Source organism: Nocardia sp. NPDC050712, assembly GCF_040654295.1.
Classification (GTDB): Bacteria; Actinomycetota; Actinomycetes; order Mycobacteriales; family Mycobacteriaceae; genus Nocardia.
Genome location: NZ_JBFAHT010000004.1, coordinates 225904 through 251584, shown reverse-complemented (window position 1 = coordinate 251584; position 25681 = coordinate 225904). Strand labels below are relative to the sequence as shown.

Below are 25681 nucleotides of genomic sequence, written 5' to 3'. Positions count from 1 at the left end.
TCGAGAAGACCATCGATCGTCCGGTGGACAAGGTGGTCGAACGGGTGGTGGAAACCCCCAACATCATCGAGAAGACGGTCGATCGCAAGGTCGATCAGGTGGTGGAGAAGGTGGTCACCAGCCCGAACGTGGTCGAGAAGGTCGTGAACCGGCAGGTCGATCAGGTGGTGGAGAAGGTTGTCACCACTCCCAACGTCGTCGAGAAGGTCGTGAACAAGACCGTCGACCACGTGGTGGAGAAGGTGGTGGAGCAGCCCAACATCATCGAGAAGGCCATCGATCGCCCGGTCGACCGAGTCGTCGAGCGCATGGTCGAGAAGCCGAACATCATCGACAAGGTGGTCGAGCGCCCGGTCGACAAGGTCGTCGAGAAGGTCGTCGAGCGGCCCAAGATCGTGGAGAAGACCATCGAGCGGCCGGTCGAGAAGGTGCTCGAGAAGATGGTCCAGGTCCCACGTCTGGTCGAGCGGGTCGTCGAGAAGCAGTTCGACGTCCTGGCCGAGCGGATCGTCGAGAAGCCGGTCGAGACCGTCGTCGAAAGAATCGTTGAGGTTGTCGTCGAAAAGCCGGTGCTGGTGCACAAGTACGTGGAGAAGCCGGTCGAGCGGGTCGTGGAGGAAGGACACGAGACCGTCACCACCGTTGTGCACGAGGACAAGGGCTCGGCAAGGGAAGTGCAGGCCGTGGTTCGCGATTCCGGCGATCCGCGCGACGTGGAGTTCATCGAGCGTCGCACCGGCAAGCATCCCATCGGCGGCATCCTCGGCAAGGCGTCGGACGTCCTGCCGAGTGAAGAACTCGTCCAGGATCCGGACTCCGCGAAGGAGGCCGACCGTGACGACGCCAATCGGGATCGACGTCAGCGTCACTGACGATCCCGCAGCACGACCGACCAGAAGGCAAATCCCCAACCCTGTCAAAGGAGTTTTGGTGATGTCAGAATTCGTGCGGTTCCCTTCGGCAACAACGGATCTCGGTGATCGTAAACAGTGGCGGGCCCGTGGGCTCGTGCTCGGCGCAGCGGTGCTGCTCGGTTCCGGCGCACTGCTCGGTGCGGCGCCGTTCGCCGCGGCCCAGGAGGTTTCGGCGGACGCCACGAAGGCGATCGACGCCCGCTACTCCGATTTCGGCGGCGCCGGCTCCTTCTGTGGTCAGCCCACCGGCGCGGCCACCTCGATCACCGGTGGCGCCATGCGCGGCTACCAGGGGTGCAACATCTACTACTCGACCGATACCGGCGCGAAGGTGATGTACGGCGACATCCTGGCGAAGTACCAGGCGATGGGCGGGCCGGAGGGCTCGCTGGGCTTCCCGACCAACGATGAGAGCGGCACCGGCGACGGTGTCGGCCGCTTCAACAACTTCGCCCAGGAGGGCGGCGCGGCCATCTACTGGAGCCCGGAGAACGGCGCGCATGCCGTGCAGGGCAAGGTGCTCGACGCCTGGCGCGCCAGCGGTGGCGTGGCCGGACCGTTCGGGTATCCGACCGCCGACATGACCGATGTCAACGGCACGATGACCGGCATGTTCGCCGGCCCGGCCGGCACCGAGATCCAATGGTCCGAAGCCAACGGCACCGTGACCGTGCCCCCGGATCTGGCCGCGAACCTGCCCGGGTTCAAGGCCGCGGCGCCGAACGTGGAAGCGCCGGCCGTGCCGCCGGTGAATCCTGACGTGCCCGATGTGTCCGCACCGTCCGTGGACACCGAGGCCGCCTCGTCCGACGACGGCGGCGGCATCAACCGGTGGTGGGGTGTGCCGATCGGTTTGGCGATCACCGCGGTCGCCGGTGCGCTGCTCGGCCTGATGGGCCGTCGTCCGACCACCACGGCCGGCGTCACTCGCCCGGCGCCGACCCGTCCGGTGGCTCCCACGGCTCGTCCCGTGGCACCGGTCCGGCCGGCCACGACGCGGGCGCCCGAGCCGCCGAAGTACAACGCGCCGCGGCCCGAGTACAAGGGTCCGCGGGTGGAAGCGCCCAAGACCCAGCCTTGGACCACCGCTCGCCCGGCCTACGAGGCGCCCAAGCCTCCGGTCGCGCCGCGCATGGTGGATCGGGATCACGAGCCGCCGATGACCACCGGGCGGCACGCGTTCCACGACGGCAAGCCCGGCGAGGACATGACCGTCACCTACGAGAACAACGCGGTCGGCGCCAACCAGCGCAGCATGGAAGACAAGAGCGACTCGGATCCGAACCGTTAAGCACCACCCACTCGATTAGGAGGGCATTGCGATGGAATGGATTCTGGGACTTCTCGCGGGACTGGTCGGCGGTAACCTCGCCGGCGCCAAGAGCAACCTCGGCATGGCGGGCAACAGCGCCCTGGGCGCCGTCGGCGGTGGCATCACCGGTGCCATCATCCAGGCGGCGACCAGCAGCGGCCTGGACTTCGGTCAGGTGCTCGGGCAGGTGGCAGGCGGTGGTGTAGTCGGTGCGATCGTGACCGCGATCGGCGCCATGATCACGCGTGGTCGTGGCACCGGTACGCACACCCGCTGATCGAGTCGACCGCCTCGGCGCGCCCGCGAACGCACGGGCGCGCCGAGGCGCGTTTTCCCTTCGACGCGAACTGAGACGAGGCAGACGTGAATGCCAACGGGTTGAAGACCTTCGGCCTTCTGGTCGGTATGTCGGCGCTGATCGTGTTCATCGGAGCGCTGTTCCGTAATCCCACCATCCTGGTGCTGTCGGTGCTGCTGGCGATCGGGATGAATGCCTACGCCTATTTCAACAGCGACAAACTGGCGCTGCGGGCCATGCGGGCCCAGCCGATCAGCCAGCAGGAGGCCCCGGAGATCTACCGGATCGTGCAGGATCTGGCGACCTCGGCGGGCCAGCCCATGCCCCGGCTCTATGTCAGCCCGACCGGCGCGCCGAACGCGTTCGCGACCGGGCGCAATCCGCAGCACGCGGCGGTGTGCGTGACGCAGGGGATCTTGCAGATCCTCGACGAGCGCGAACTGCGGGCGGTGCTCGGGCACGAGCTGTCGCACGTCTACAGCCGCGACATTCTCACCTCCTCGATCGCGGGCACCTTGGCCGCGATCGTCTCCGGTCTCTCGCAGCTGGCGCTGTTCTCCGGCGGCATGCGCGGCGACGGCCGGGTCAATCCGCTGGCGATGCTGCTGGTTTCGCTGCTCGGGCCGCTGGCGGCGACCATGGTGCGCATGATGGTCTCGCGGACCCGCGAGTACGAGGCCGACGCCGACGGCGCGCGCCTGACCGGGGATCCGCTGGCGCTGGCCTCGGCACTGCGCAAGCTCGAACGCGGTGTCGCGGCCGCGCCGCTGCCGCCGGCACCGAAGATCGCCTCGCGCGCGCACCTGATGATCGCGAACCCGTTCGGGGGTAGCGGCGCGGGCGGCCGGATGGGCCGGATGTTCGCCACGCACCCGCCGATGGCGGACCGAATCGCGCGGTTGGAGAAGATGGCGGCCGAGCCGCGGCAATACGGGGTGAATCCGGGCGGTCCTGGGGCACAATCCCAGCCATGAGCGGGGCGCGGGAGCGCAAACGGCACGGGCGGCATTACACGCCGCCCGTGCTGGCGCGTTTCCTCGCGGCCCGGCTGCTGGCGCACGTGCCGCCCGGGGATGTACTGCGGGTGCTGGATCCGGCCTGCGGTGACGGGGAGCTGCTGCTGGCCGTGCGGCGGGAGGCGGCCCTCCGGCTGCCGGGCGTGCGGCTGGAGCTGACCGGATACGACCTCGACGACTCGGCGGTGGCGCTGGCGCGTTCCCGCGCCGGTACCGAAATACGCTGGCACAGCGGAGATTTCCTGGCCGCCGCGGCGGAGCTGCCGAACGGCGGCTTCGACGCGATCATCACCAACCCGCCCTACGTACGCACCCAGCAGCTCGGCGGCGTCACCGCGCAACTGCTCAGCCGCCAGTACGGGCTGACCGGCCGGATCGATCTGACCCACCCGTTCGTCGCGATCGCGCCCCGACTACTCCGCGCGGGCGGCGTACTCGGATTACTGTGCGCCAACCGCTTTCTCACCACCCGGGCGGGCACCAACATCCGGGCGATCCTGCGCCGCGACCTCGCGCCGGTGGAACTGTACGACCTGGGGGACACCAAACTCTTCGACGCGGCGGTCCTGCCCGCGATCACCATCGCGATGCGTGCGACCGAGCCGTCCACCGAGTGCCGTTTCGCCTCCGCCTATCAGGTAGAAACGTCCGAAAACCTCAGTGAGCTAGATCTTTTCGATGCTCTGACCCAGGAATCCGGATCTCTGATCGAGCACGGTGGCCGCACCTTCGCCATCGAGGTGGGAACCCTGTCGACGGGCGACCTCGAACCACGCCGTGCGGCCGGAACCCCGATTCGGGTGGTGCGCGGTGATGCCGAAGTCGCTGCGGTGAGACCTGATTCGGTCCACCCGCAGGACAGCGCCTGGCGAATGTCGCGCCCCGCGTTGGACCACTGGCTGACCGGCGTCGGTGCGGCGACCTGGAAGACCTTCGGTGAGGTGGCCCGCATCCGGGTGGGCATCAAGACGACCGCGGATCGTGTGTTCATCTCCGATCGCTGGCCGCACACCGATCCGTGCCCCGAGCCGGAGTTGCTGTTCGATCTGATCACGCACCACGATCTGGAGCCCTGGCGGATCGCGCGGGCACGAGACACCCGAGTGCTCTATCCCTATGACACCACCCAGCCGCGCCGGATTCCGGTCGATCTACGCGAGTTCCCCGGCGCCGCACAGTATTTGCAGAGTCACCACGCACTGCTGGCGGGCCGCAAGTACGTCATCGACGGCGGGCGGGAGTGGTTCGAGATCTGGGTGCCGCAGCGGCCGCATCTGTGGCAGGTGCCGAAGCTGGTGTTCCCCGATATCAGTGTGCGGCCTCGCTTCGCCTTCGACCGCTCCGGCGCGGTGGTGAACGGGGACTGCTACTGGATCTCCCTGGCCGACATCGGACCGGAACGGATCGCGTATCTGCTCATGGGAGTGGCGAATTCGGGACTCGGCCTGCGGTTCTACGACGCGGTCTGCGGCAACCGGCTGTATTCGGGCCGGCGGCGCTGGATCACCCAGTACGTCTCGCGGCTTCCGGTGCCCGATCCGGGTTCTCGTGCCTCGGCCGGAATCATCGAGCTGGTCGGCGAATTCGTGGACGGCCGCCCGCTCGACGCCGACGCGCAACAGACGCTCGACGAGCGCGTCGACCTCGCCTTCGCGGAGTAGCGCTCAGGCGCTGACGCGCACGCCCACCATGGGAAGCAGGGTGCGCCGGGCGAATTCGCGCCCGGCGGCCGGATCGGTCAGCGGAATCAAACCGTCCGGGGTCAGCGCGAGCGAGTGGGCCAGCCGCGCCATCACCTCGGCCACCAGATCGGCGTCGAAATCCCCGTCGGCGGGCCGTAATTCGCGCAGCTTGGCCGCCAGGTAGGTGCGGCCGACGGCGAGGATGGGCCCGGCGTCGGTGGTGAGGCGCGGCAGGATCAGGTCGGGTTCGGTGCGCAGTAACCGGCGCAGCAGTTCGTTGCCCGCGATGGCGGCGATGAAGGCGACGAAGATCTCCACCAGTTGCTCGTCGGGCCCGCCCTCGACGCCCTGGACCCGCTTGTCGATCTCGGCGACGAAGCGCTGCGCCTCACGCACGCCGACCGCCTCGACCAGATCGTTCTTCGATTCGAAGCGGCGGTAGAGGGTGGCGGGGCTGATGCCGGCACGGCGCGCGACCTCGCCCATGCTGGTGCGTTTGATGCCGAAGTCCAGGAAGGCCGACAGCGCGCTCTCCAGTAGTTTTTCGCCGTCGCTGACGGGCTTTTCCAGGATGCGCTGCAGGATGGACGCGACGTTCGGCATGGGGCTCCAGTCAGTTGCCGGATAGTGCGCCGCAGCGACGGTGCCGGTGCGCAGCGTTCATTATTTCACCGGCCCCGTCGATCCCGCGTCCGCTAGGGCCCTAACCGCGCGGTAGGTCGAAAGCGGCCATTTCCTGCTCGATCGCATTGGCCGCGAAATCGATACCGCTGGAACGTAATTCGTGCACTCGCCGCTGGAGCGCCTCGACGCCCCCGGGTTGCGCCGCGATGTCGGCGACACTGAGTTTGCGCATACCGCCCCCTCCGACGGCCATTCGCGTCTTCGCTCGGTGCATCGGTTCCCCGTACGCCACCGTGATACCTCCTGCCATACACACGCCTCGCCCGGATATGTCCCCGGGGCGGACGGTTCAACGTCTCGGCAAGAGCCCCCGGGACGCCGGGCACGCAGGCAAAATGTTATCAGCGGTTCCTACTGGACGCTTGATCAGTGTGGGCTGTCTCACACCAATCTTCACACTGTCTTTGCGTCCCGGTGCGCGGCGGTGTTGTGCAGGTAGACGGCACAGTTGAGGCGGATCCGATCCAGCTCGGGTTCGGTCAGTTCGCGGCGCACCTTGCCGGGCACGCCGGCCACCAGCGAGCCGGGCGGGATCTGCGCGCCCTCCGGGATCAGGGCGTTGGCGGCGATCAGGCTGCCCGCGCCGATCACCGCGCCGTTGAGCACGGTCGCGCCCATGCCGACCAGCACGTCGTCGCCGATGGTGCAGCCGTGCAGAATCGCGTTGTGCCCCACCGAAACTCCCGCACCGACCGAGAGCGGCATGCCGGGGTCGGCGTGCAGCACGCAACCGTCCTGGATGTTGGTCTTGGCTCCGACGCTGATGTCCTCCAGATCGCCGCGCAGCACCGCGCTGTACCAAATGCTCACCTCGGCGGCCAGGCGCACCCGGCCGATCACGGTCGCGTTCGGCGCCAGCCAGGCGGTCTCGTCAATCTCCGGCGCCACTCCGCCGATCTCGATCATCATTTTTGCAACCTAACCCACCCGGTCTTCCCGGCGGAACAGGGCGCGGTGGGCGGCCGGGCTGGTGCCCAGGATGCGGTGGAAGTGGTGGCGCAGGCTGACGGCGGTGCCGAAGCCGGTGTCGGTGGCGATGCGGTCCACGGTGTCGGCGGTGGTCTCCAGCAGCAGCCGGGCCCGGTCGGCGCGCTGGAGCAGCAGCCACTGCTGCGGGCTGGTGCCGGTGCGCTCGCGGAAGTGCCGGGTGAAGGTGCGCCGCGACATCAGGGCGACGGCGGCCCAGCCGTCCAGGTCGATCGCGTCGCCGAGATGGGTTCGGGCCCAGAGCATCGCGCGCTCGATCGGGTCGTCGTCGGCGGCGTCGGGCACGGCCACCGGGATGTACTGGGCCTGGGACCCGCTGCGGTGCGGCGCGGTGACCAGGGCACGGGCCAGATCGGTGGCGGCACGGCTGCCGAGATCGTGCCGGACCAGGTGCAGGCAGCAGTCCAGGGCGGCGGCCACGCCCGCCGAGGTGATGACATCGCCCAGGTCCGACCAGAGCGTGTCGGCGCGAACCCGCACCGCGGGATAGGCGCGCGCCAGCGCGTCGGCCGAGGACCAGTGGGTGGTGAGTTCGCGGCCGTCGGCCAGGCCGCTGGCCGCCACCGCCCAGGCGCCGAGGCAGAGGCCGGCGACGCGGGCGCCGCGGGCGTGGGCGCGATGCAGCGCGGCGTGTAATTCGGGGGAGATGCCGGTGCCGCTGATCCAGCTGGGAATGACGATGGTGTCCGCGGTCTCGAAGATCTCCAGTCCGTGCCGCACCTGGATGTCGAAACCGGCCGGGGTGCGCAGGGTTCCGGGGTGCTCGGCGCACACCTCGACCTCGTAGGGGCCGCCCGGGTCGCCGTTGTTGCGGCCCGCGCCGATGCGGCCGAAGACCAGCGTCGGCACCGAGAGGTGGAACGGGCTGATGCCGTCGAAAGCGAGAACGGCCACGGTATGCATGGCCCGATATTAGCGCAAGGTGACTCGCGGGCCACTGGTCGCCCGTGCCGCCGCGGCGCAGGATCGTTCTCATGAGCGAGACGATCGAACGCACCAGCCTCCACGCCCTGCACATCGGCGGGCCCACGCTGCGGTTCCGCTACGGCGGGCTGACCTGGCTCACCGACCCCACCTTCGACCAGCCGCGGGACTACCCGGGCCCGGTCACCCTGCACAAGCTCACCGGGCCCGCGGTGCCGGTCGAGCAGGTCGGGGCCATCGACGTGGTCCTGCTGTCGCACGACCAGCACGCGGACAACCTCGACGACTCCGGGCGCGAACTCCTGGCCACCGTCGAGACCGTGCTGTCCACTCCCGACGCGGCCGCCCGCCTGAACGGCGTTCGCGGCCTGGTGAATTGGGAGACGGTGAGCATCGGCGCGGTGACCGTGACCGCCGTGCCCGCGCTGCACGGTCCCGCCGGCAGCGAGGCGCTGAGCGGCGTCGTCACCGGATTCGTCCTGCAGGCCGCCGGGGAGCCGACGGTGTACATCTCCGGTGACAACGCCTCGGTCGACCTGGTCGCCGAGATCGCCGCGCGGATCGGCCGCATCGATGTCGCGGTGCTCTTCGTGGGCGCGGCCAATCCGGGGGTCTTCGGCGACACCGACGTCACGCTGAACGCGCGCACCGCCGTGCAGGCCGCCGGGCACCTCGGCGAGGCCGTCATCGTGCCGGTGCACGGCGAGGGCTGGGCGCACTTCAGCGAGACCCTCGATCACCTGGCGCGCACCTTCGAATACGCCGGGCGCGCGGGGCAATTGCGGATCCCGCCGCTGGGGCAGGAGGTCGCCGTCTGATCGGACGTGGCGAAATCCGGGATGCGCGAGGACACTGAGGGCAGACGCCTACCTCGAATTCAGGAGCACACCGCGATGGCAAACAACGGCCCGTTCGGGATCGACCCGGAGGAATTCGAACGTGTGCTGCGCGAGGTGGGCGTGGAGTTCCGCGACAAACTGGGGCAGGCGAGTCAGTACATCGATCGCACCAGCCTCAACACGCTGACATCCCTGCTCGGCCAGTTCGTCCAGCCGGAACGCCCCGCCGCGCCGAAGCCCGAGGGGCCGACCACCGGCGAGACCGGTAGCGGCGTCTGGGCCATCTACACCCTGGACGACGAGGGCAATGCCCGGGTCGATCAGGTCTTCCCGAGTGAACTCGAAGCCCTGCGCGCCCATCGGGACAACACCGACGATCGCCGGCGCCTGCGCTTCCTGCCCTACGGCGTGCCCGCCAGCGTCCTGGACGCCGGCTGAGGGTTACGGCAGCAGTTGCCGGGTCAGGGCGTCGGTCGCCCAGTCCGTCCATTGCGCGGCGGTCCAGCCGCGTTCGCGCACGAGCAGGTGATAGGTCTCGGGCGCGAGCGTCGCGAGTCCGATATCGGCCGCGTGCTCGGCGTCGAAGCCGGCACGCAGCGCGGTCTTTTCCGCGAGCGCCTCGGCCAGGCGCAGTTGCACCAGCCGGCGCTGGGTCAGGTTGGTCTGCCAGAGTTCGGCGAGTTCGGGATCGGTCGCCGCGGCCGACCGGATCACCTCGAGCAGCGGGCTGACGCGCCCGAAAATCGTCGCGGCGGCCTCGACTTGCAGCCGGAGTTGTTCGGCGGGCCCCGCCGCGAGCGCGGCGGCGAACCACGGCCGGTCCATGGTCGCGATCGGTGCGGTATCACCGGCGATCGCGCTGTCCAGGAGTTCGGACAGGATGGCGCGTTTGGTCGCGAAGGTGAAGTAGAGCGACTGCACGGCCATGCCCGCCTCCTCGGCGATGGCCTTCATCGTGGTCGCCGTGTAGCCGCGGGAGGTGAACAACGTCCGCGCCGCCGCCAGCATCCGGGCCCGGTTGGCCGTCGTCTTGGCCGCGCGGGTGCCGGCGCCTTTTCCTGTCATGCCGCAGAGAGTACTTGACTAGAGCGCTACTCCAGTGAAATTCTCGCTAGAGTAATGCTCTAATGAAAGAGGAGTCATGCGAGTACTGGTGCTGGGTGGGTACGGCGCGGTCGGGCGGCCGCTGGTCGCGCGGTTGCGGGCCGCGGGGGACACCGTGCTGGTGGCCGGGCGTGATCGCGAACGTGCCGATCGCGTAGTGGATTTGGGGGAGGCGGAGCTCGCGTCCTACCGGGATGCGCTGGCGGGCATCGAGGTGGTCGTCAATGCGTCCGGGGCCGAAGATCCCCGTCTGGCCGCGCTCGCCGGAGCGGTGGGCGCGGCCTTCGTCGATGTCACGGCCAGCGCGGAGTATGTTGCGCGACTGCGGGATACGGAGCAGCCGCGGCCGGTGATCGTCGATGCCGGGCTGGCTCCCGGGCTGACCAATCTGCTGGCGATGGCGGTGTATTCGCCGGCGAGCGGTCCGATCGACCTGGCGGTGCTGCTCGGTGCGGGGGAGGAGCACGGCGCGGCGGCCACCGCTTGGACCTACGGATTACTCGGGCGGCGCTTCCCGACCGCTGATGGGCTGGTTCGGAATTTCAGCCGCCCCAAGGTATTTCGGCTACCCGAATACGGCTCGCGGCGAATGTATCGAGCCGACTTCTCCGACCAGCACACCCTTACCCGGGAACTCGAGGTGCCGGTGCGCACCTACTTCGCGGTCGATTCCCGCTTGGCCACGGCGGGCTTGGCGGCCCTGACCTGGCTGCCGGGGGCGGCCAGAATGCCGCGCGGACTGCATTTTCCGGGGACCGACCAGTGGCTGGTGCTGGCGCGCCCGCGCTCCGGTCCGGCTCGGTGGGTGCGCGGACGGAATCAATCCCAGGCCACCGCGTTGGTCGCGGCCGCGGCGGTGCGGCGGTCGGCAGGCCTCGCGGCGGGCGTGCACCCGCTGCACCGAGTCCTGGCGTTGGCGGACTTCGCGTCCGAGGCGGATTTCGAATTCGGGGTCAGTGATGCAGAACCGGGGTCGCCACGCTGACGTACCGCGGCCGTTGCAGCAGGGCCAGCGCCTCGTCGGGGACGAGTTCGCGCGGCAGCACATAGCCGTTGGTGCCGGCGGCGTGCACGTACACCACGTCGTCGGTCGCGATGATCTTCCTGATGTCATCGTAGGAATGCGTGAGCGGCTGGGTGACCAGGCTCAGTTCCATCGCCTCGGGGGTGTAGCGGGCCGACATGCGGGCGCCGGAGTAGCTGTAGGCCTTGATGTTCGCACCGGGGTGCACCATCCGGACCGCGGTGCCGATGCAGACGGCGAACACCTCGAGCGCCAGCACCAGCGAGCAGGTGCCCAGCATCGCGCGCGGCTCGGTGCCGGTGCCCTCGGCGAGCAGCTGGATCGTGCCGCGGGTCAGCAGGAAGACGGGCAGGACGAGGAGGATGCCCCAGCGCAGCGGCAGCCGCCAGGCGAGGAGCGCGGCGGCGCGGCTCAGCCGGAGGGCGGTCTTGCTGTCGCAGACGTAGAAGGCCTCGATCGGCCGATACGACTGCTCCGGCGAATCGGACTGACTCACCGGCTGCTGTTGTGGCATGAATCCCCCATCGTTGGTTGATGATTCGCCGCGATGGTAGACAACCGTCCGCTGGCTGTCGAATCAACCAAGATCATCGGGCACTGTCGGCGGCGGATGCGGCCGGCAGTGCCCGAGGATAATCCGAATCACTGATGGGTCAGAGGGTTTCGGGGACTACTCGCCGTGCAAGTAGAAGGTGGGGTCGCCCTCGGTCGGGAGATCGCGCAGCTTGTCGGGGTTGCGGACCACATCGATGGCGACGATGCGGCCGTCGTCGACGGTGAACGAGAACACCCCGGTATGGCTGCCGTCGAAGACGACCAGGCCCGGGTGTCCGTTGACCAGGACCGCGCGGCCCCACGCACCCTGCGCCGACGGCGCGTGGTACCAGCCGAGCAGCAGCTTGGCCACCAGTTCCGCGCCGTGCACCGGCTTGCGGATGGCGGGCACCTTGCCGCCGCCGTCGGCGGTGAGGCTGACCTTCGAATCCAGCACGCCCAGCAGCGCGCTCAGATCGCCGGAGCGCCAGGCCAGCGCGAACGCCGACACCACCTTCTCCTGCTCGTCCGGGGACGCGGGGAAGCGGGGCGTGCCGCTCTCCACGTGCTTGCGGGCGCGCGAGGCCAGCTGGCGGACCGCGGCCGGGGTGCGGCCGACGACCTCGGCGACCTCCGGGCCGGTCATGCCGAACACGTCCTGCAGCACGAACGCGGTGCGCTCGGCGGGGGACAGCGACTCCAGCACCACCAGCAGGGCGGTGGTGACGCGCTCGTCCTGGGTGACGCGGTCGGCGGGGTCGTCCCAGGAGGTGACCTCGGGCTCCGGTAGCCACTCGCCGACGTACTGTTCGCGGCGCGCGCGGGCCGAACCGAGGTAGTCCAGTGCGAGCCGGCCGGTGACGGTGGTGAGCCAGGCGCGCAGGTTGTCGATCTCGGCGGCCTTGCCCGATTCGTGCTGGCGGTGCAGCCGCAGCCACGCCTCCTGCACCACGTCGTCGGCGTCGGTGAGGCTGCCCAGCGTGCTGTAGGCCAGCCGGCGCAGGTAGGGGCGATGCTCCTCGAACTGCCGCGCCAGCTGCGCGGTGTCGATCGGTTCGGGAGTCGATGCCTCGGTGCTCACTGGTTCCTCGCCGTTTCGGTCGGTCGGCCCGCGGGCCGGTCGGGTACGCGTTATCGAGACGACGACACGCGACCGTCGAGTGTGACATCCCGTGGTCGGGTGGCCGTCGCAAGCGTCATTAGAACCAACTGGTTGGTCCTAAGGGCATCGTATGGCCCGGTGGGGGCTGGGGAGGAAGCGGCGGCGGGGTTTTCGCTACCCTCGGCAGGTGCGTACGGGAACTGCCACCGCGGCCGGGCTGCTGCTCGGGTTCGCGCTGGATCGTGCGCTGGGGGATCCACGGCGCGGGCATCCGGTCGCCGGTTTCGGTTCGGCGACAAGCGCGTTGGAGTCGGTGACGTATGCCGATCGGCGGTTGAACGGGGTAGCGCACGAGGTTGTCGCGGTCGGTGCCGTAGTCGGGCTCGGATATGCGGCGCGGCGCGGCGGGATCGTGGCCACCGCGCTGGCGACCTGGACGGTGCTCGGTGGGCGGAGTCTCGCGCGGACCGGGCGGCAGATGGCCGACCTGCTCGAATCCGGCGATATCGACGGCGCGCGCGCCCTGCTCCCGTCGCTGTGCGGACGCGACGCCTCGGTGCTCGACGCCGACGGATTGGCCCGTGCCGCACTGGAATCCCTCGCCGAGAACACCTCCGACGCCACCGTCGCCCCGCTGGTGTGGGGCGCCCTGGCCGGTGTGCCCGGGCTGCTCGGCTACCGCGCCGTCAACACCCTCGACGCCATGATCGGCTACCGCAACGAGCGCTACCGCAACTTCGGCTGGGCCGCCGCCCGCACCGACGACGTCGCCAACCTGCTGCCCGCCCGCGTCACCGGCGTGCTCACCGCGGCCCTGGCCCCGCTCGTCGGCGGCCGCCCCGCCGACGCCTTACGCGCCTGGCGTCGCGACGCCGCCAAACACCCCAGCCCCAACGCCGGCGTCGCCGAATCCACCATGGCGGGCGCGCTCGGCATCCAACTCGGCGGCCGTACCCAGTACCGCTACGGGACCGAACTCCGTCCGACCCTCGGGGACGGGCCCCCGCCGCGGATCACCGACCTGCGCCGTGCCGTCCGGCTCTCGGAGGCGGTCCAACTGGCTGCCACGCTCGCGGCGGCGGCTTTCGCGGTTCTCCGTCCCGAGCAGCCCAGACGGTAGGGCCACGCTCGGATCGGTGGTGTCAGCCGCGGCCGTAGCGGTCGGCGAGGCGCGATTCGGTGCTGGGCCCGGTCGGTGTGCCCGGATCGGACGCGGGTGGTGTGCCCGTGGATTGGGCCGGCGGCGCGGCGGATTCGGTGGCGGACGCGCGCTCCCGGCGGCGTTCCCGGAGTTCGGCGTAGACGAAATAGCCGAGACCGAGCGGCGCCATCAGGCCGAACGCGAGCCATTGCAGGCCGTAGGAGAGGTAGGGGCCCGCGTCCAGCTGGGGGAGCGGGGTGGGGGTGAAGGCGCCCGGCTGGTTTTCGGAGAGCTGCAGGTAGCCGCCGCGGTCACCGGTGGGGATGGGGGTGATGGGCTGGGAGAGCACGGTGGCTTCCTGCGCGGTGTCGATCGAATAGACCTGGCGGTAGCCGTCCTGGGCGAGCGGATCCTTGCCCGGGGTGATGCCCTCGGACATGCGGACCCGGCCCTCGAGCCGCTGCACCCCGGCCGGGGCGGCGGGGATCTGGGGCGGCGCGGAGGTGCCGTTGAGTCCGGCGATCATGCCGCGGTCGACGAGCAGGATGTGCCCGTCGGTCAATTTGAAGGCGGCCAGGACCGCGTAGGCGGGCGCACCGTCGAGGTGGCGCAGCCGCACCAGCACCGTCGAATCGGGAACATAGCTGCCCGCCGCGGTCACCCGCCGCCACTCGGTGTGCTCGTCCTGCGCGGTGAGCAGGGTGCCGACATCGACCGGGTCGGCGCGCACCGAATCGGCGATCAACTGGTTGCGGTGCTCGGTGGAGGTGTTCTTGCCGAGCTGCCAGGGCGCGAGCACGGTGAAGCACAGGTAGGCGAAGGCCACCACGATCACGGCCAGGATCGCCCAGCTGGGGCGCAGCAGGAAGGTGAGTTTGCGCATCAGCGGGATCCGGCGGGGAGTTCGGCGCGGACCCAATCCAGCAGGCCCGGAACGGCGGCCTCGATCTGGTCGCGGACCAGCTCGAAATCGGCGCTGTCGCCGTAGTACGGGTCGGGCACGTCGAGGCCGTCGGCAGCGGGATCGAAACCGCGCAGCAGCGCGCGCTGCTCGGCGGGAACGCCGAGGTGGGCCAGGGCGCGGTCGTGCGTGCGGTCGAGCGCGACCAGCAGGTCGGCCGAGAGATGATCGGGCCCGAGCACGGCCGCGACATGGCCGACGGGATAGCCGTGACGGCGCAGGGTCTCGGTGGTGCGAGGGTCGGCGTCGTCGCCCACGTGCCAGGACCCGGTGCCCGCGCTGCTCACCCGCACCCGGTCGTCCAGCCCGGCCCGGCGCAGATGGTGCGCGAATATCTTCTCCGCCATCGGCGAACGACAGATGTTCCCGGTACAGACGAACGAAATATGCAGCTCACCCACGACCGCCATTCTGGCCGTAGGCGGGACGGCCGCGCCACATCGGGTGGGCGATCTGTAGTCCGCGCCACGCCACGCCGCCGCGATGATTGCATTAGGGGCGGCTCTTACCCAGGCTTGGCACCCATGTCCCCCGCCTGCCCATCGTGCTCTTGGCCGTCACCGATGACGGTGTCCACCCATCGTTCGATTCGCTACCTGCGCTGCGTGTGTGGTGAGTGGCTGATCGCGCGTGGGGACAGAGTGAGCTTGATGGCCGGTCGCGGCGCCTGCGCCACCGCTCCCGAGCACCTCGAATTGATTCCGCTGCCGGAGGAGTGAGTACGGTGTGTTCTCGTGCCCGAGGACACTGTCGATCACGCGCTGCTGCGCCACCACGGTGACGTGGACGCGATGCCGGGCCTGCTCGATTTCGCCGTGAACGTGCAGGGCAGCGCGCCGCCGCAATGGTTGCGGGCGCGCCTGGCCCAGCGCCTGGACGGGTTGGGCCGGTACCCGAGCGCCGCCGAGGAAGCGGCCGCTCGGGCGGCTGTCGCCGCGCGGCACGGCCGGGATCCGGACGAGGTGCTGCTGCTGGCCGGCGCCGCCGAGGGGTTCGCGATGCTGCCGAAGCTGGCGGCGCGCCTGGCCGCGGTGGTGCATCCGTCGTTCACCGAACCGGAACTGGCTTTGCGCACGGCCGGTGTGCCGGTGCACCGGGTACTGCTGCGGCCGCCCTACCGGCTGGACCCGGCGCTCGTTCCCGACGCCGCCGACCTGGTGGTGCTGGGCAATCCCACCAATCCGACCTCGGTGCTGCATCCCGCCGCGGCGATCCACGCGCTGCGCCGCCCGGGGCGCGTCGTGCTGGTCGACGAGGCGTTCAGCGATGCGATCGCGGGCGAACCGGAATCGCTCGCGCGCCTGCGCGCCCCCGACGTGCTGGTGCTGCGCAGCCTCACCAAGACCTGGGCGCTGGCCGGTCTGCGCTGCGGGTACTTCCTCGGCGCGCCCGAACTGCTGGCGCGCCTCGAGCACGGTCGCGCGCACTGGCCGCTGGGTTCGCTCCAGCTGGAGGCGATCCGCGCCACCGCCGAACCGCACGCGGTGGCCGAGGCCGGGCAGCGCGCGGAAACGATTGCCCGCGACCGTAATACGATGATCGAACGGCTCGTCGCAGCCGGGCTGGACGTGCACACGCCCGCCCACGGCCCGTTCCTGCTGCTGCGCGCGCCCGATGGTGAACTGCTCCGGAAACACCTGGCGGACCAGGGCATAGCGGTCCGTCGCGCCGACACCTTCCCGGGGCTGGGCCCGAATTATCTGCGGGTGGCGGTGCGCGGCGCCGCCGAGGTCGACCGGCTGGTCGCGGCGATTCGCACGGCCGCGCTCTGACCCGCGGTGCAAGCTCGACGAAGTGGCGAACAGACGGAGGTGAACGGTGACGACGCTGGCGGAACTCATCGGCGTGCTGGAGACGGCGTACCCGCCGAAACTGGCCGAGTCCTGGGATTCGGTGGGCTTGGTGTGCGGCGATCCCGCGGACGAGGTGACCCGGGTGCTGTTCGCGGTGGACGCCACCGCGGGGGTGGTCGAGGAGGCGATCGACTGGCGGGCACAGGCTTTGGTGGTGCACCATCCGCTGCTGCTGCGCGGGGTCGACTCGGTGGCGGCCGATACGCCGAAAGGCGCGCTGCTGCACCGGCTCATCCGGTCGGGGTGCGCGCTGTTCTCGGCGCACACCAACGCGGATTCGGCCGACCCCGGCGTCTCGGATGCGCTCGCGGCGGCGATCGGCCTCACCGTGACCGGCCCGCTGGATCCGAAACCCACGGCGGCCGTCGACAACTGGGTCATCCAGGTACCGCGCACGCATACCGATGAGGTGCTGGCCGCGCTGTTCGCCGCCGGTGCCGGCGGCCAGGGCGCCTACCACGAATGCGCTGCGCGGGCCGCAACACTCGGGCAGTTCCGGCCGATGGTGGGCGCGAATCCCGCGATCGGGTCGATCGGCGATCTGGAGCGGGTGGAGGAGGACCGCGTCGAGGTCATCGCGCCGCCCGCGGCCCGGGCCGCCGTGCTGGCCGCGCTGCGCGCCGCGCACCCGTACGAAGAACCGGCCTACCACGTGACCGAGCGCGCCGCGCTGCCCTCCGGGCTCGGCATCGGCAGGGTCGGCACGCTGCCCGAGCCGGAGACGTTGCGCGAGTTCACCGCTCGCGTCCGCGCCGGACTGCCGCAGACCGTGTGGGGTGTGCGCGCCGCCGGTGACCCGGACCGGCTGATCCAGACCGTCGCGGTGTGCGGCGGCGCGGGCGACTCCTATCTGGGCAAGGTGTCGGCCCGCGGCGTCGACGCCTACGTCACCTCCGACCTGCGGCATCACCCGGCCGACGAGCACCTGCGCGCCGGCGGCCCGGCCCTGATCGACGCCGCCCACTGGGCCACCGAATTCCCGTGGTGCGGCCAGGCGGAGGACGTCGTCCGAAAGGCGCTGCCCGAGTTGGAGACCCGGGTGAGCACGCTGCGCACCGACCCGTGGACGGTTGGCGCCGCAGAGTGAGCGCTGGTCACACCGGGGTGGACCAGTTGTCGGCAAGAAAGCTCAGCAGGGCGCGGGCGACGTCGTCGGGCGCCTCCTCGGCCATGTGATGGCCGGACGGGATGGGCGCGCCCTGTAGCGAAGTGGTCCAGGGGCGCCAGATCGAGAGCACGTCACCATAGAGGTATTCCAGGTCGTCCTTCGTGCTCCACAGCACCTGGGTCGGGCAGGTGACGCGGTGACCGGCGGCGCGGTCGGCCTCGTCGTGGGCGCGGTCGACGGTCAGGCCCGCGCGGTAGTCCTCGAGCATGGCGAAGACCGTCGCCGGGTCGTGCACGGCGCGTTGGAAGTCCTCGAAGTTGGCCGCGCCCATGGCCTCCGGGGTGTTCGCCGGGCTGCGATACCAGGCATCCGGGTCGGCGTTGATCACTCGCTCGGGCGTCTCGGGCTGGGCGAAGAAGAACCAGTGGTACCAGGCTTCGGCGAAGCGGGCGTCGCAACGGGCCAGCGCCTCGGCGATGGGGACCGAGTCCATCACCGTCAGCGCGGCGACCGCGCGGGGATGATCCAGGGCGAGGCGCAGTGCGACATAGCTGCCGCGGTCGTGGCCGGCGACGGCGAATCGGTCGTGACCCAGGTGCCGCATCAGATCGGCCATGTCGGCGGCCAAGGCGCGCTTGGCGTACGGCGCGTGATCGGAAGTGCTGGGCAGCACGGTGGATTCGCCGTAGCCACGCAGGTCCGGGCAGATCACGGTGTGCCGCTCGGCGAGCAGCGGGGCGACCCGGTGCCAGGTGGTGTGCGTGCGGGGGTGGCCGTGCAGCAGCAACAGCGGGGTCCCGCGCCCGCCGTGCCGGACCCGCAGGGTGACCTCGCCGACGGTTACTCGCTCCAGGCTAAAAGTGTCGAACACGCCTGTCGAATGTCCCGTGCGCCCGGCTCGAAACCCGCACCGCGTCCCGAATTGGTTAGCGGACCGAAGTATCAAGGGGCGCTGGGTAGTTCGAGATGTCGCTTTCGGGCGAATCGACCGGCCGGTTGGGGGTATAACCAGCGCATGAACTTCTCTGTGGACTTCGGGGTCTTGCAGATCGCGATGATCCTTTTCCTGCTCCTCGGCCTGGCGCTGCTGGTATCGGCGCTGGTCAAGGTGCGCCGCGTCGGTGGCATGCGAATCCTGCTCGGTCGCGGCGCGTCGGGTCTGGCGCTGATGGTGGTCGCGGTGACGCTGCTGTGGTTCGCCACCCTCATGCAGACCTACCTCGGATTGACCGGAGAAACCAAGGCCGCGCACGCGGTGGTGAAAGAGGTGCCGGGCCAAGAGCATCAGCTCGACGTCGACCTCACCATCTTCGGCCAGGACGGCGAACCGGACCGGAAGGAGAAGTACCTGGTCGAAGGCGACCAGTGGGTGATGCAGTCCAACATCGTCGAACTGCACCCCTGGGTCAACGCCCTCGGCTTCCACTCCGGCTACAAACTCAGCCGCCTCTTCGGCCAGCGCACCGACGGCGAGCCCACCACCCAGCGCCACATCTTCCTCAACGGCAGCGACAAGGACTTCTTCGACGACATGCGCGAAGGCGAGTGGTACACCAAGCCGTTCATCCGCAGCGCCTACGGCAACGCCGTCATCGCCGTCCCCGGCGAGTGGGACATCTACATCTCCCACGACGCCATCAAGACCCGCGCCCCCAACTGATCCGAACTACCAGGCGTGCGTGCGGGACCGCTGGCACGCCTCGATGCGGTACTGCAACTGGCGCAGCAGTTCGTCGGTCGCGCCGGGGGTGACGCTCAAGTCGTTCTCGTTGTGGTTCACCAGCAGATACCGGCCGTCGTCCGGATAGTCCAGCCAGTGCAACGCCTGACCGTCCCGGGTCGGCCGCGCGTCGTAGGCGATGCTCGGATAGACCGTGATCTCGCCGAGGCTGGTGCGCGGCCGCCGGAAGAAACGGTTCAGCTGCTGGGCGGGGGAGGGACGCATCGAATACCCCGTGTAGTCGGTCTCCGCCAGATCCGAGCGGCGCGCGCCGAACGGCGGATGCGAACCCCCTTGGCTGCGCGGCAGTTTCGCGACGATCTCCGAGGTCAGCAGATGCGCGCTGCCCATCGTGACAATGACATCGCGGCCGTGCTGCGGATCCGGGCCCGGCTGCTGCACAGCCATCACCGCCTCCCGGTCGACGATCCCCGCGTGGATGCGCACCACCTGCGCGAGATTCGGGCCGTGGAAGCCGTGAATCTCGATGCGCACCTGCGGTTCCAGCAGAACCACCATCGCCCGGTACAGGCGCTCGTCGAAGAGGCCCTGCACGCGCTCAGCCGCGAGCTTGCGCGCGTACACCCAGTCGTCGTGGCTTTCCATGAACGGGGCCTGGAAGCTCAGCGGATAAGGCCAGCGGTCGCGCCCGACCGCCTCCAGCAGCACGTCGAACGCGAATCCGTCCAGCTGCCAACGTAGTTCACTCATGTGTAGTTCTCGAACCTGTCCGAAGTGATCTGACTCAGCCGCCGATGACCCCGCCCGGGGGGAGCACACGCGGCTGTATGCCGAGCAGCTCGGTCTCGCGGTCCTGGATCAGATAGTCGGGGATCTTGTGCTCGTCGTCGTCCTCGCCTTTGCCGCCACGGTTGCCCATGCCGCCCATGCCCGGCATGCCGCTGCGCCCGGACCCGGTACCCGTGCCCTTGCCGCCGGCACCACTCGCACCGGTGTTCGCGGTGCCGGGAACACCGGAGACGGTTCGCGGAGTGCCCGGAGTAGCGGTCGCCGGGACATTCGTTTTCGGGGTGCCGGTGCCCAGCTTCGAGCCTGGAGTGCCCGTTCGAGGGACGGTGGAGGTGGGGACGTTCGAGCTCGGGACGTTGGTGGTCGCGGGGGTGGTGGGGGCGCCGGTCGTCGGTACGCCCGTCGTGGGGACACCGGTAGTCGGGGTGCCCGTCGACTGAGGAGTCGTGGAAGGGGACTCGGTGTTCGCGGGGGTGGTGGGGGCTCCGGTGGGTCCGCCTGTCGGGCCGGCGGTGGGGCCGCCGGTCGGGCCACCCGTGGGGCCGCCGGTGGGTCCGCCCGTGGGGCCACCTGTCGGACCGCCGGTGGGGCTCGGGGCATTCGCGTTCTGAGTGACCGTGCTGACCGGGGCCGGTAGCAACGGGGTCTGCCCGTCTACTTTTTGCGCGCCCGGTTTGTAGATCGACTCCATGATGTCTTGGGCATTCGCCGAGGCCTCATTGGCTCGATGCTGTTCGAGCTTCAGTACACCGTTACCGGGGATATGGCCGACGATCTCGCCTATCTTCGAGACTTCCTTCGGCTCGGTTACCGACTGCTGGGCCTGGACGATGTAGCCCTGGAAGAGGTCGATGCTGTTGGCGACCTGCTGAAAAGCCGCTGACAACTTTTCGGTATCCTTGATGTAGTTCCTGGTTCCTTCCATGGCGGCGTTGGCTGCCTTGCCGGCCCATTTTTCGTTGATATCTGTTTCGATGCCCTGCTTGAACGTCGCGACCGCATCGTTTGTCTTCGTAACCAGATTGCGCCAACCGTCGGCGCCAGCATTAATATCGGTTGACTTAACGCCTTTTTCGTTGTTTAGTGCGTCCCAGATCTTCTCGTGATCCCACGTTTTGAATGCTTCATTAGCATCGCCGATGAGCACCTTGATGTTGTCAGGGACGTTGTAGGTGCCGGTGAGCTTGCTGTACTCGTTATTGATGATGTTCCGGTCGCCACTCCATTCCTGGTTGGCCTTGGATCGTTCGCCCCGCTCATCGTCATTCTGCTTATCGGATTGTTGGTGTCCACTGAGGCCTGCAATTGCAGCTGCGGCAGCGACGAATTGGAAGACCATTATTTAACCTCTTCGGTCTGCTGCTTTGTTGCCAACGCTGCAGACTGGTCGGCTTGTGTAATCTTGCCGATCGCCGCGGCGTAGGCGTCGTGCATCAAGGAGACGACTTCGATGTGCTGTTCGAGACGCTTCACAGCCGAGTCGTCGCCAGATGCCTTCTTCTCGAACTTCCCCTGCAACGCGATGGCGGAGGGGAGGGTGCCGTATCCCAGGAGGTGGTCGAGCCCCTTGGCGTCATCCTTTAGCAGTTCGAGCGCGCTCACAAATGTCTCGCAGCGTTTTCTCAAAGCTTCGCCGAGATCGCTGTCCATCTTGAACTCGCCCGCGAGGCCCTGCGTTTTGAGTGTTTGCCAGCTGTTCTTCTGGCTTTGGAGATCGGTGTCCCCCACGGGTTCCCTCCCATTGACTGTGCTTTAGCAGTTGCTCCGGTTTACGGCCGGTTACTTTGGCAGATACGGTTCGAGATCCTTGGCGTAACCGACTGCCAGGTCACAGGGGTCGGCCGCGATCGGCTTCGTCTGTCGCTTACCGACTCGGACCTCGATCATTCCTTGTTCAGCTGGCAGGCTGGCGTAGCACCCGTCGGCACTTGGTTCGGACTTCTCTTGGTAGGTCAGAGATTTCCGCGGACCGATTGTGACGTCACGAAAATTGGTGAGTTTCGGGTTCGCGCGCGACTCGTCCTGCGTATGACTCGTGGAAAAAACTGTCACGAAGATGGGGAGTTCGGTCGCCTGCCACTTACAGACGCGCCACGATGCCCCCCCTTGCGCGTCAGTGGTGACAGTCTTCGTGGCCGGGTCGACTCGCGCTTTCTGCAATGCTTCATTGCTCAGCTGCGTGCAGGGGTTCCACACCTCGATTTTGTCGATATCCCGGGTCGTCGGCGTGGCGGTCCCCTCCACCGACTTCCCCGTACCGCACCCAGCGGCCAGTCCCACCACAGCGGCTCCCGCGATCACGGTCCGTAGGACGTAGGTACGCATGTCTCTCCTGGCGTAGGTGTTGATTCTTCCCCTCCGTAACTATATGACGCACCACCCCCGGTCTCGGTTCCAGTCTTTTCACTGGTCCGGACGGCGGGACGGCAGTCCCCTCACGTGGTGCGGTACGAGCCGGCCACGGTAACCCCCTAGAAGTTCGATCTCGTGCTGATCGTAGACCCAAATCCGCCCGCTGACCGGGCTCGGAGCCAATCTCGCGCGGGACCGCCGCGGGGCCGCGGGCGCGGGTGCCCGGGCAATGGCCGCCGGCCCCGATGCACCGGGGTACCGTGGACCCTTGGTGTTCGGCGGCCGAGGTCGGCCGGATGCCCCCTACCCGTCCATAGCGTTCAGGAGTTTCCCCGCGTTGAATGTCGAACCACCGGTCCAGGCCAAGCTGCTCCAGCTCGCCGCTGTCGACGCCGAGCTGACGCGGATCGCACATCGGCGCACCGTGCTGCCCGAGCAGCAGGAGGTGGCGCGGCTGGAGGCGGAGCGCAACAAGCACAAGGACGCCGCGGTGGCGGTGGAGATCCAGATCGACGATCTGGATCGGGATATCCGCAAGCTGGAGGGCGAGATCGACGCCGTCCGCAAGCGGGAGGACCGGGACAAGGGCATGCTGACCTCGGGCAGCGTTGGCGCCAAGCAGCTTTCGGAGCTGCAGCACGAGCTCGGCAGCCTGGAGCGGCGCCGCTCGGTGCTGGAGGACGAGTTGCTCGAGGTGATGGAGCGCCGGGAGGCCTCGGCCGCCGATCACGATCACGCCGGCGCCCGGCTCAGCAAGACCGAGCAGGAACTGTCCGACGCGCAGCGGCTGCGCGACGAGGCGCTCGCGGATCTGAATGTGGCGCAGGGGCGTTGCGATCAGGACCGGACGAAGCTGGTCGGCCTGTTCCCGGCCGAGTTGCTCGACGTCTACGACAAGCAGCGCACCAAGAACGGTGTGGGCGCGGCGCTGCTGCAGGCCCGCCGGTGCGGCGCCTGCCGGATCGAACTGGATCGCGGCGAGATCGCCCGGATCGCCAAGGCGGCCCCGGAATCGGTGGTCCGCTGCCCGGAGTGCAGCGCGATCATGGTGCGTACCAAGGAATCCGGCCTGTAGCAGTCGGCGGGCGTGGTGTCGGAGGAGGTCGGGTGAGTATCGAACGCGTGGTCATCGAGGCCGACGGCGGGTCGCGGGGCAATCCCGGGCCGGCCGGGTACGGCGCGGTGGTTTTCGACGCCGCGCATGCGGCGGTGCTGGCCGAGCGGCGCGAGAGTATCGGCGTCGCGACGAACAATGTCGCGGAGTATCGCGGGTTGATCGCGGGGCTGGAGGCGGCGGCGGAGCTCGGCGCGCGCGTCGTCGAGGTGCGGATGGACTCCAAGCTGGTGGTGGAGCAGATGTCGGGGCGCTGGAAGGTCAAGCACGCCTCGATGATTCCGCTCGCCGATCGCGCGCGTCGTCTGGTGGCGGGGTTCGATCGGGTGAGCTTCCAGTGGATTCCGCGCGCGGAGAATTCCCATGCCGACAGCCTGGCGAACGCGGCCATGGACGACGCGCCCCTGATCGACGAGGTGCACGCGGCACGCGCTGCGGGCCACGGTGATTCGATCGGGGAGTACCGCGTGCGCGAGGAACCGCGCGCCGCTGAGGCCGCCCCGGCGCCCTGGACCGAGAGCTCGAATTCGGCTGCGGCGGAGAAGACTACGAAGAGCGCGCCCGAAACCTCCAGTCCCGGCTGGACCGGCGCGATCGGCCGCCCGACCCGCCTGCTGCTCCTGCGGCACGGTCAGACGGAACTCTCGGTGCAGCGCCGGTATTCGGGCCGCGGCAACCCGCCGCTGACCGCCCACGGTCGCGACCAAGCCGCGCACGCCGCGAAAACGCTGGCGGCGAAGGGCAATATCGCCGCGATCGTCAGCTCGCCGCTGGGCCGCGCCCGGGAGACCGCCGAGGCGGCGGCCACCCTGCTGGACGTGCCGGTGCGCATCCTCGACGGACTCATCGAAACCGATTTCGGCGACTGGGAGGGCCTGACCTTTCCCGAAGCCGCGCAACAGGATCCGGAGCTGCACGCGCGCTGGCTCGGCGACACCTCGGTGACCCCGCCGGGCGGCGAGAGCTTCGACGCGGTCCGCGAGCGGATCGAGGCGGTGCGCCGCGATCTGGTGGCGACGTACCCGGGGGAGAACGTCGTGGTGGTCAGTCACGTCACGCCGATCAAGACCCTGCTGCAACTCGCGCTGGGTGTCGGCCCGTCCCTGCTCTACCGGCTGCATCTGGATCTGGCCTCGCTCTCGGTCGCCGAGTTCTACCCGGACGGCGGTTCTTCCGTCCGCCTGGTGAACGACACCTCCTACCTCGCCTGAAGCTTCGGCGCGCCCAAAAAGTAACGAGCCATTGCTCGTCGCCGATCGACAGTCGGAGTAGTGGCCGAGTATTCACCCCGCGGTCGATCCCTGGTAGCTCACGGTTCGCGATGTGAGATTTTCCGGCGGATAGACAGTGCGGGGAGAACCTTGTCGGGGTGGTACTCCATGATGTGAGGGTGTGGCCGGCGTGCGGGGGGAATCCCGGGCGCCGGCTGGTGTTTCGAGAGAAAGAGTTCTACGTGAAGTTCAGAGGCGTGGCGGCCATTGCTGCCGTCATCGCGGGTGTGGGTGCTGCCCTGGCAGGTACCGCACAGGCCGATCCGGGGGGTGTGGTGCTGGGCGCGAGCTCGGGGCTCGTCTTCGAAAACGATCACGCGTGTTCACTGGGGGCCATCGGCTACGACAACGCGGGCCGCCTGGTCGGCCTGACCGCCGGGCACTGCGCGCCCACCGGGTCGCTGGTCGGCTCGGAGACGCAGCTGCGCGCGGGCGCGGTCGGCATCGTCGCGTACTCCGACGATGGTGAGGGGCTGGACTTCTCGGTGCTGGTCTTCGACAAGCAGCGGGTCACGCCGGTGCGCACGGTCGGCGCGACCACCGTCGCCGGCATCGGCGCGCCCCCGGCGCCGGGCAGCACGGTCTGCTCCAACGGCCGCACCAGCGGTCCGGGGTGCGGTCTGGTCTGGGGCAACCTGGATGAGATCACCACGCTGAACCAGGCCTGCTCCAAGCCGGGCGATTCCGGCGGCCCGGTCACCGTGGGCGACCGCCTGGTCGGCCTGAACCTGGGCCGTCTGACCGGTCTCGCGGGTATCGGCTTCGATATCCCGTGCAGCACCGCCGCCAACCCGATCCACTCGCCGGCGTACTTCGCGCCGATCGGTGAGATCCTCGCGGCGATCGACAGCATGGGCGGCCCGGGCGCCGGTTTCCGCCCGGTCTAAGCGAATTCGCGAGGCACCGCCGTACCCGCTCGGGTGCGGCGGTGCTCTCGTTTACGGGCCGTGATCATGCGGCGCGTATGCGTGCCGGGCTGTCAAAGGGGCGA

General features: G+C 69.1%; 28 protein-coding genes and 1 pseudogene. 15 read left to right on the top strand and 14 right to left on the bottom strand.

The features are described from left to right. The 5 genes and pseudogenes from AB0H76_RS29345 to AB0H76_RS29325 form a co-directional block, all read left to right on the top strand. Positions 1-872 (top strand): annotated as a pseudogene (locus tag AB0H76_RS29345) (hypothetical protein); the annotation flags it as partial. Between the two features lie 61 nt (positions 873-933). Then, positions 934-2205: a hypothetical protein gene (locus AB0H76_RS29340; protein ID WP_357330258.1), complete on the top strand. Its 1272-nt coding sequence runs from the start codon at positions 934-936 to the stop codon at positions 2203-2205. 31 nt (positions 2206-2236) lie between these two features. Next, a complete protein-coding gene (locus AB0H76_RS29335) occupies positions 2237-2503 on the top strand; it encodes a hypothetical protein (RefSeq protein WP_357330257.1) in 267 nt (88 codons plus the stop codon). Positions 2504-2589: 86 nt separating this feature from the next. Next, positions 2590-3498, top strand: coding sequence for a zinc metalloprotease HtpX (gene htpX / locus AB0H76_RS29330; RefSeq protein WP_357330256.1), 909 nt, complete (start codon positions 2590-2592; stop codon positions 3496-3498). Next, positions 3495-5201 carry an N-6 DNA methylase gene (locus AB0H76_RS29325; RefSeq protein WP_357330255.1) on the top strand — a complete coding sequence of 569 codons (1707 nt, stop codon included), beginning with the start codon at positions 3495-3497 and terminating at the stop codon, positions 5199-5201. Before htpX ends, AB0H76_RS29325 begins: the two co-directional genes overlap by 4 nt. 3 nt (positions 5202-5204) lie before the next feature. Here AB0H76_RS29325 and AB0H76_RS29320 read toward each other — a convergent pair whose 3' ends face one another. The 4 genes from AB0H76_RS29320 to AB0H76_RS29305 form a co-directional block, all read right to left on the bottom strand. Then, positions 5205-5825: a TetR/AcrR family transcriptional regulator gene (locus AB0H76_RS29320; RefSeq protein ID WP_357330254.1), complete on the bottom strand. Its 621-nt coding sequence runs from the start codon at positions 5823-5825 to the stop codon at positions 5205-5207. Positions 5826-5925: 100 nt separating this feature from the next. After that, positions 5926-6078 carry a hypothetical protein gene (locus AB0H76_RS29315; RefSeq protein WP_357330253.1) on the bottom strand — a complete coding sequence of 51 codons (153 nt, stop codon included), beginning with the start codon at positions 6076-6078 and terminating at the stop codon, positions 5926-5928. A 221-nt stretch (positions 6079-6299) separates the two neighbouring features. Then, entirely contained in the window at positions 6300-6815 is a 516-nt protein-coding gene (locus AB0H76_RS29310) for a gamma carbonic anhydrase family protein (protein WP_357330252.1), read from the bottom strand. A gap of 9 nt (positions 6816-6824) precedes the next feature. Next, a complete protein-coding gene (locus tag AB0H76_RS29305; protein WP_357330251.1) occupies positions 6825-7796 on the bottom strand; it encodes a helix-turn-helix domain-containing protein in 972 nt (323 codons plus the stop codon). A 71-nt stretch (positions 7797-7867) separates the two neighbouring features. Between AB0H76_RS29305 and AB0H76_RS29300 the strand changes: the two genes are divergently transcribed. Further along, positions 7868-8635, top strand: a complete 768-nt coding sequence (locus AB0H76_RS29300) for an MBL fold metallo-hydrolase (RefSeq protein WP_357330250.1) — start codon at positions 7868-7870, stop codon at positions 8633-8635. Between the two features lie 75 nt (positions 8636-8710). Beyond that, entirely contained in the window at positions 8711-9094 is a 384-nt protein-coding gene (locus tag AB0H76_RS29295) for a hypothetical protein (protein WP_357330249.1), read from the top strand. A 3-nt stretch (positions 9095-9097) separates the two neighbouring features. On the opposite strand, the gene AB0H76_RS29290 is transcribed toward AB0H76_RS29295, so the two are convergent. After that, positions 9098-9721: a helix-turn-helix domain-containing protein gene (locus AB0H76_RS29290; RefSeq protein ID WP_357330248.1), complete on the bottom strand. Its 624-nt coding sequence runs from the start codon at positions 9719-9721 to the stop codon at positions 9098-9100. 76 nt (positions 9722-9797) lie between these two features. On the opposite strand from AB0H76_RS29290, the gene AB0H76_RS29285 reads away from it, so the two are divergent. Beyond that, positions 9798-10745, top strand: coding sequence for a hypothetical protein (locus AB0H76_RS29285; protein ID WP_357330247.1), 948 nt, complete (start codon positions 9798-9800; stop codon positions 10743-10745). On the opposite strand, the gene AB0H76_RS29280 is transcribed toward AB0H76_RS29285, so the two are convergent. Both AB0H76_RS29280 and sigJ read right to left on the bottom strand, forming a co-directional pair. Then, entirely contained in the window at positions 10714-11298 is a 585-nt protein-coding gene (locus AB0H76_RS29280; protein WP_357330246.1) for a hypothetical protein, read from the bottom strand. The two genes, AB0H76_RS29285 and AB0H76_RS29280, sit on opposite strands and share 32 nt — an antisense overlap. A gap of 156 nt (positions 11299-11454) precedes the next feature. Then, a complete protein-coding gene (sigJ, locus tag AB0H76_RS29275; RefSeq protein WP_357330245.1) occupies positions 11455-12399 on the bottom strand; it encodes an RNA polymerase sigma factor SigJ in 945 nt (314 codons plus the stop codon). A 208-nt stretch (positions 12400-12607) separates the two neighbouring features. Between sigJ and AB0H76_RS29270 the strand changes: the two genes are divergently transcribed. Beyond that, a complete protein-coding gene (locus AB0H76_RS29270) occupies positions 12608-13540 on the top strand; it encodes a cobalamin biosynthesis protein (RefSeq protein ID WP_357330244.1) in 933 nt (310 codons plus the stop codon). A 22-nt stretch (positions 13541-13562) separates the two neighbouring features. Here the strand turns inward: AB0H76_RS29270 and AB0H76_RS29265 are convergent, their stop codons facing one another. Continuing rightward, a complete protein-coding gene (locus AB0H76_RS29265) occupies positions 13563-14444 on the bottom strand; it encodes an SURF1 family cytochrome oxidase biogenesis protein (protein ID WP_357330243.1) in 882 nt (293 codons plus the stop codon). After that, positions 14444-14932: a low molecular weight protein-tyrosine-phosphatase gene (locus AB0H76_RS29260; protein WP_357330242.1), complete on the bottom strand. Its 489-nt coding sequence runs from the start codon at positions 14930-14932 to the stop codon at positions 14444-14446. The genes AB0H76_RS29265 and AB0H76_RS29260 overlap by 1 nt, the downstream gene beginning before the upstream one ends. A 324-nt stretch (positions 14933-15256) precedes the next feature. Here AB0H76_RS29260 and cobC point away from each other — a divergent pair, with 324 nt between their 5' ends. Then, a complete protein-coding gene (gene cobC, locus AB0H76_RS29255) occupies positions 15257-16294 on the top strand; it encodes an Rv2231c family pyridoxal phosphate-dependent protein CobC (protein ID WP_357330241.1) in 1038 nt (345 codons plus the stop codon). A gap of 46 nt (positions 16295-16340) precedes the next feature. Beyond that, positions 16341-17462, top strand: a complete 1122-nt coding sequence (locus AB0H76_RS29250; RefSeq protein ID WP_357330240.1) for a Nif3-like dinuclear metal center hexameric protein — start codon at positions 16341-16343, stop codon at positions 17460-17462. A 7-nt stretch (positions 17463-17469) separates the two neighbouring features. Here AB0H76_RS29250 and AB0H76_RS29245 read toward each other — a convergent pair whose 3' ends face one another. After that, positions 17470-18354: an alpha/beta hydrolase gene (locus AB0H76_RS29245; protein ID WP_357330239.1), complete on the bottom strand. Its 885-nt coding sequence runs from the start codon at positions 18352-18354 to the stop codon at positions 17470-17472. A 144-nt stretch (positions 18355-18498) separates the two neighbouring features. Here AB0H76_RS29245 and AB0H76_RS29240 point away from each other — a divergent pair, with 144 nt between their 5' ends. Next, positions 18499-19143 carry a hypothetical protein gene (locus tag AB0H76_RS29240; RefSeq protein ID WP_357330238.1) on the top strand — a complete coding sequence of 215 codons (645 nt, stop codon included), beginning with the start codon at positions 18499-18501 and terminating at the stop codon, positions 19141-19143. Positions 19144-19149: 6 nt separating this feature from the next. Here AB0H76_RS29240 and AB0H76_RS29235 read toward each other — a convergent pair whose 3' ends face one another. The 4 genes from AB0H76_RS29235 to AB0H76_RS29220 are packed head-to-tail and all read right to left on the bottom strand — an operon-like array spanning position 19150 to position 22278. After that, a complete protein-coding gene (locus tag AB0H76_RS29235) occupies positions 19150-19914 on the bottom strand; it encodes an ESX secretion-associated protein EspG (RefSeq protein ID WP_357330237.1) in 765 nt (254 codons plus the stop codon). A gap of 34 nt (positions 19915-19948) precedes the next feature. Then, a complete protein-coding gene (locus tag AB0H76_RS29230) occupies positions 19949-21292 on the bottom strand; it encodes a hypothetical protein (protein WP_357330236.1) in 1344 nt (447 codons plus the stop codon). Then, positions 21292-21681 carry a hypothetical protein gene (locus AB0H76_RS29225; protein ID WP_357330235.1) on the bottom strand — a complete coding sequence of 130 codons (390 nt, stop codon included), beginning with the start codon at positions 21679-21681 and terminating at the stop codon, positions 21292-21294. The genes AB0H76_RS29230 and AB0H76_RS29225 overlap by 1 nt, the downstream gene beginning before the upstream one ends. 51 nt (positions 21682-21732) lie before the next feature. Then, the gene (locus tag AB0H76_RS29220; RefSeq protein ID WP_357330234.1) at positions 21733-22278 is read right to left on the bottom strand and encodes a DUF3558 domain-containing protein; all 546 of its coding nucleotides are present in this window, start codon (positions 22276-22278) and stop codon (positions 21733-21735) included. Positions 22279-22642: 364 nt separating this feature from the next. Between AB0H76_RS29220 and AB0H76_RS29215 the strand changes: the two genes are divergently transcribed. The 3 genes from AB0H76_RS29215 (at position 22643) to AB0H76_RS29205 (ending at position 25577) form a co-directional block, all read left to right on the top strand. After that, positions 22643-23380, top strand: a complete 738-nt coding sequence (locus AB0H76_RS29215; protein ID WP_357330233.1) for a C4-type zinc ribbon domain-containing protein — start codon at positions 22643-22645, stop codon at positions 23378-23380. Between the two features lie 38 nt (positions 23381-23418). Further along, positions 23419-24630 carry a bifunctional RNase H/acid phosphatase gene (locus tag AB0H76_RS29210; protein ID WP_357330914.1) on the top strand — a complete coding sequence of 404 codons (1212 nt, stop codon included), beginning with the start codon at positions 23419-23421 and terminating at the stop codon, positions 24628-24630. Positions 24631-24872: 242 nt separating this feature from the next. After that, positions 24873-25577, top strand: coding sequence for a hypothetical protein (locus tag AB0H76_RS29205; protein ID WP_357330232.1), 705 nt, complete (start codon positions 24873-24875; stop codon positions 25575-25577). Positions 25578-25681 lie beyond the last annotated feature (104 nt).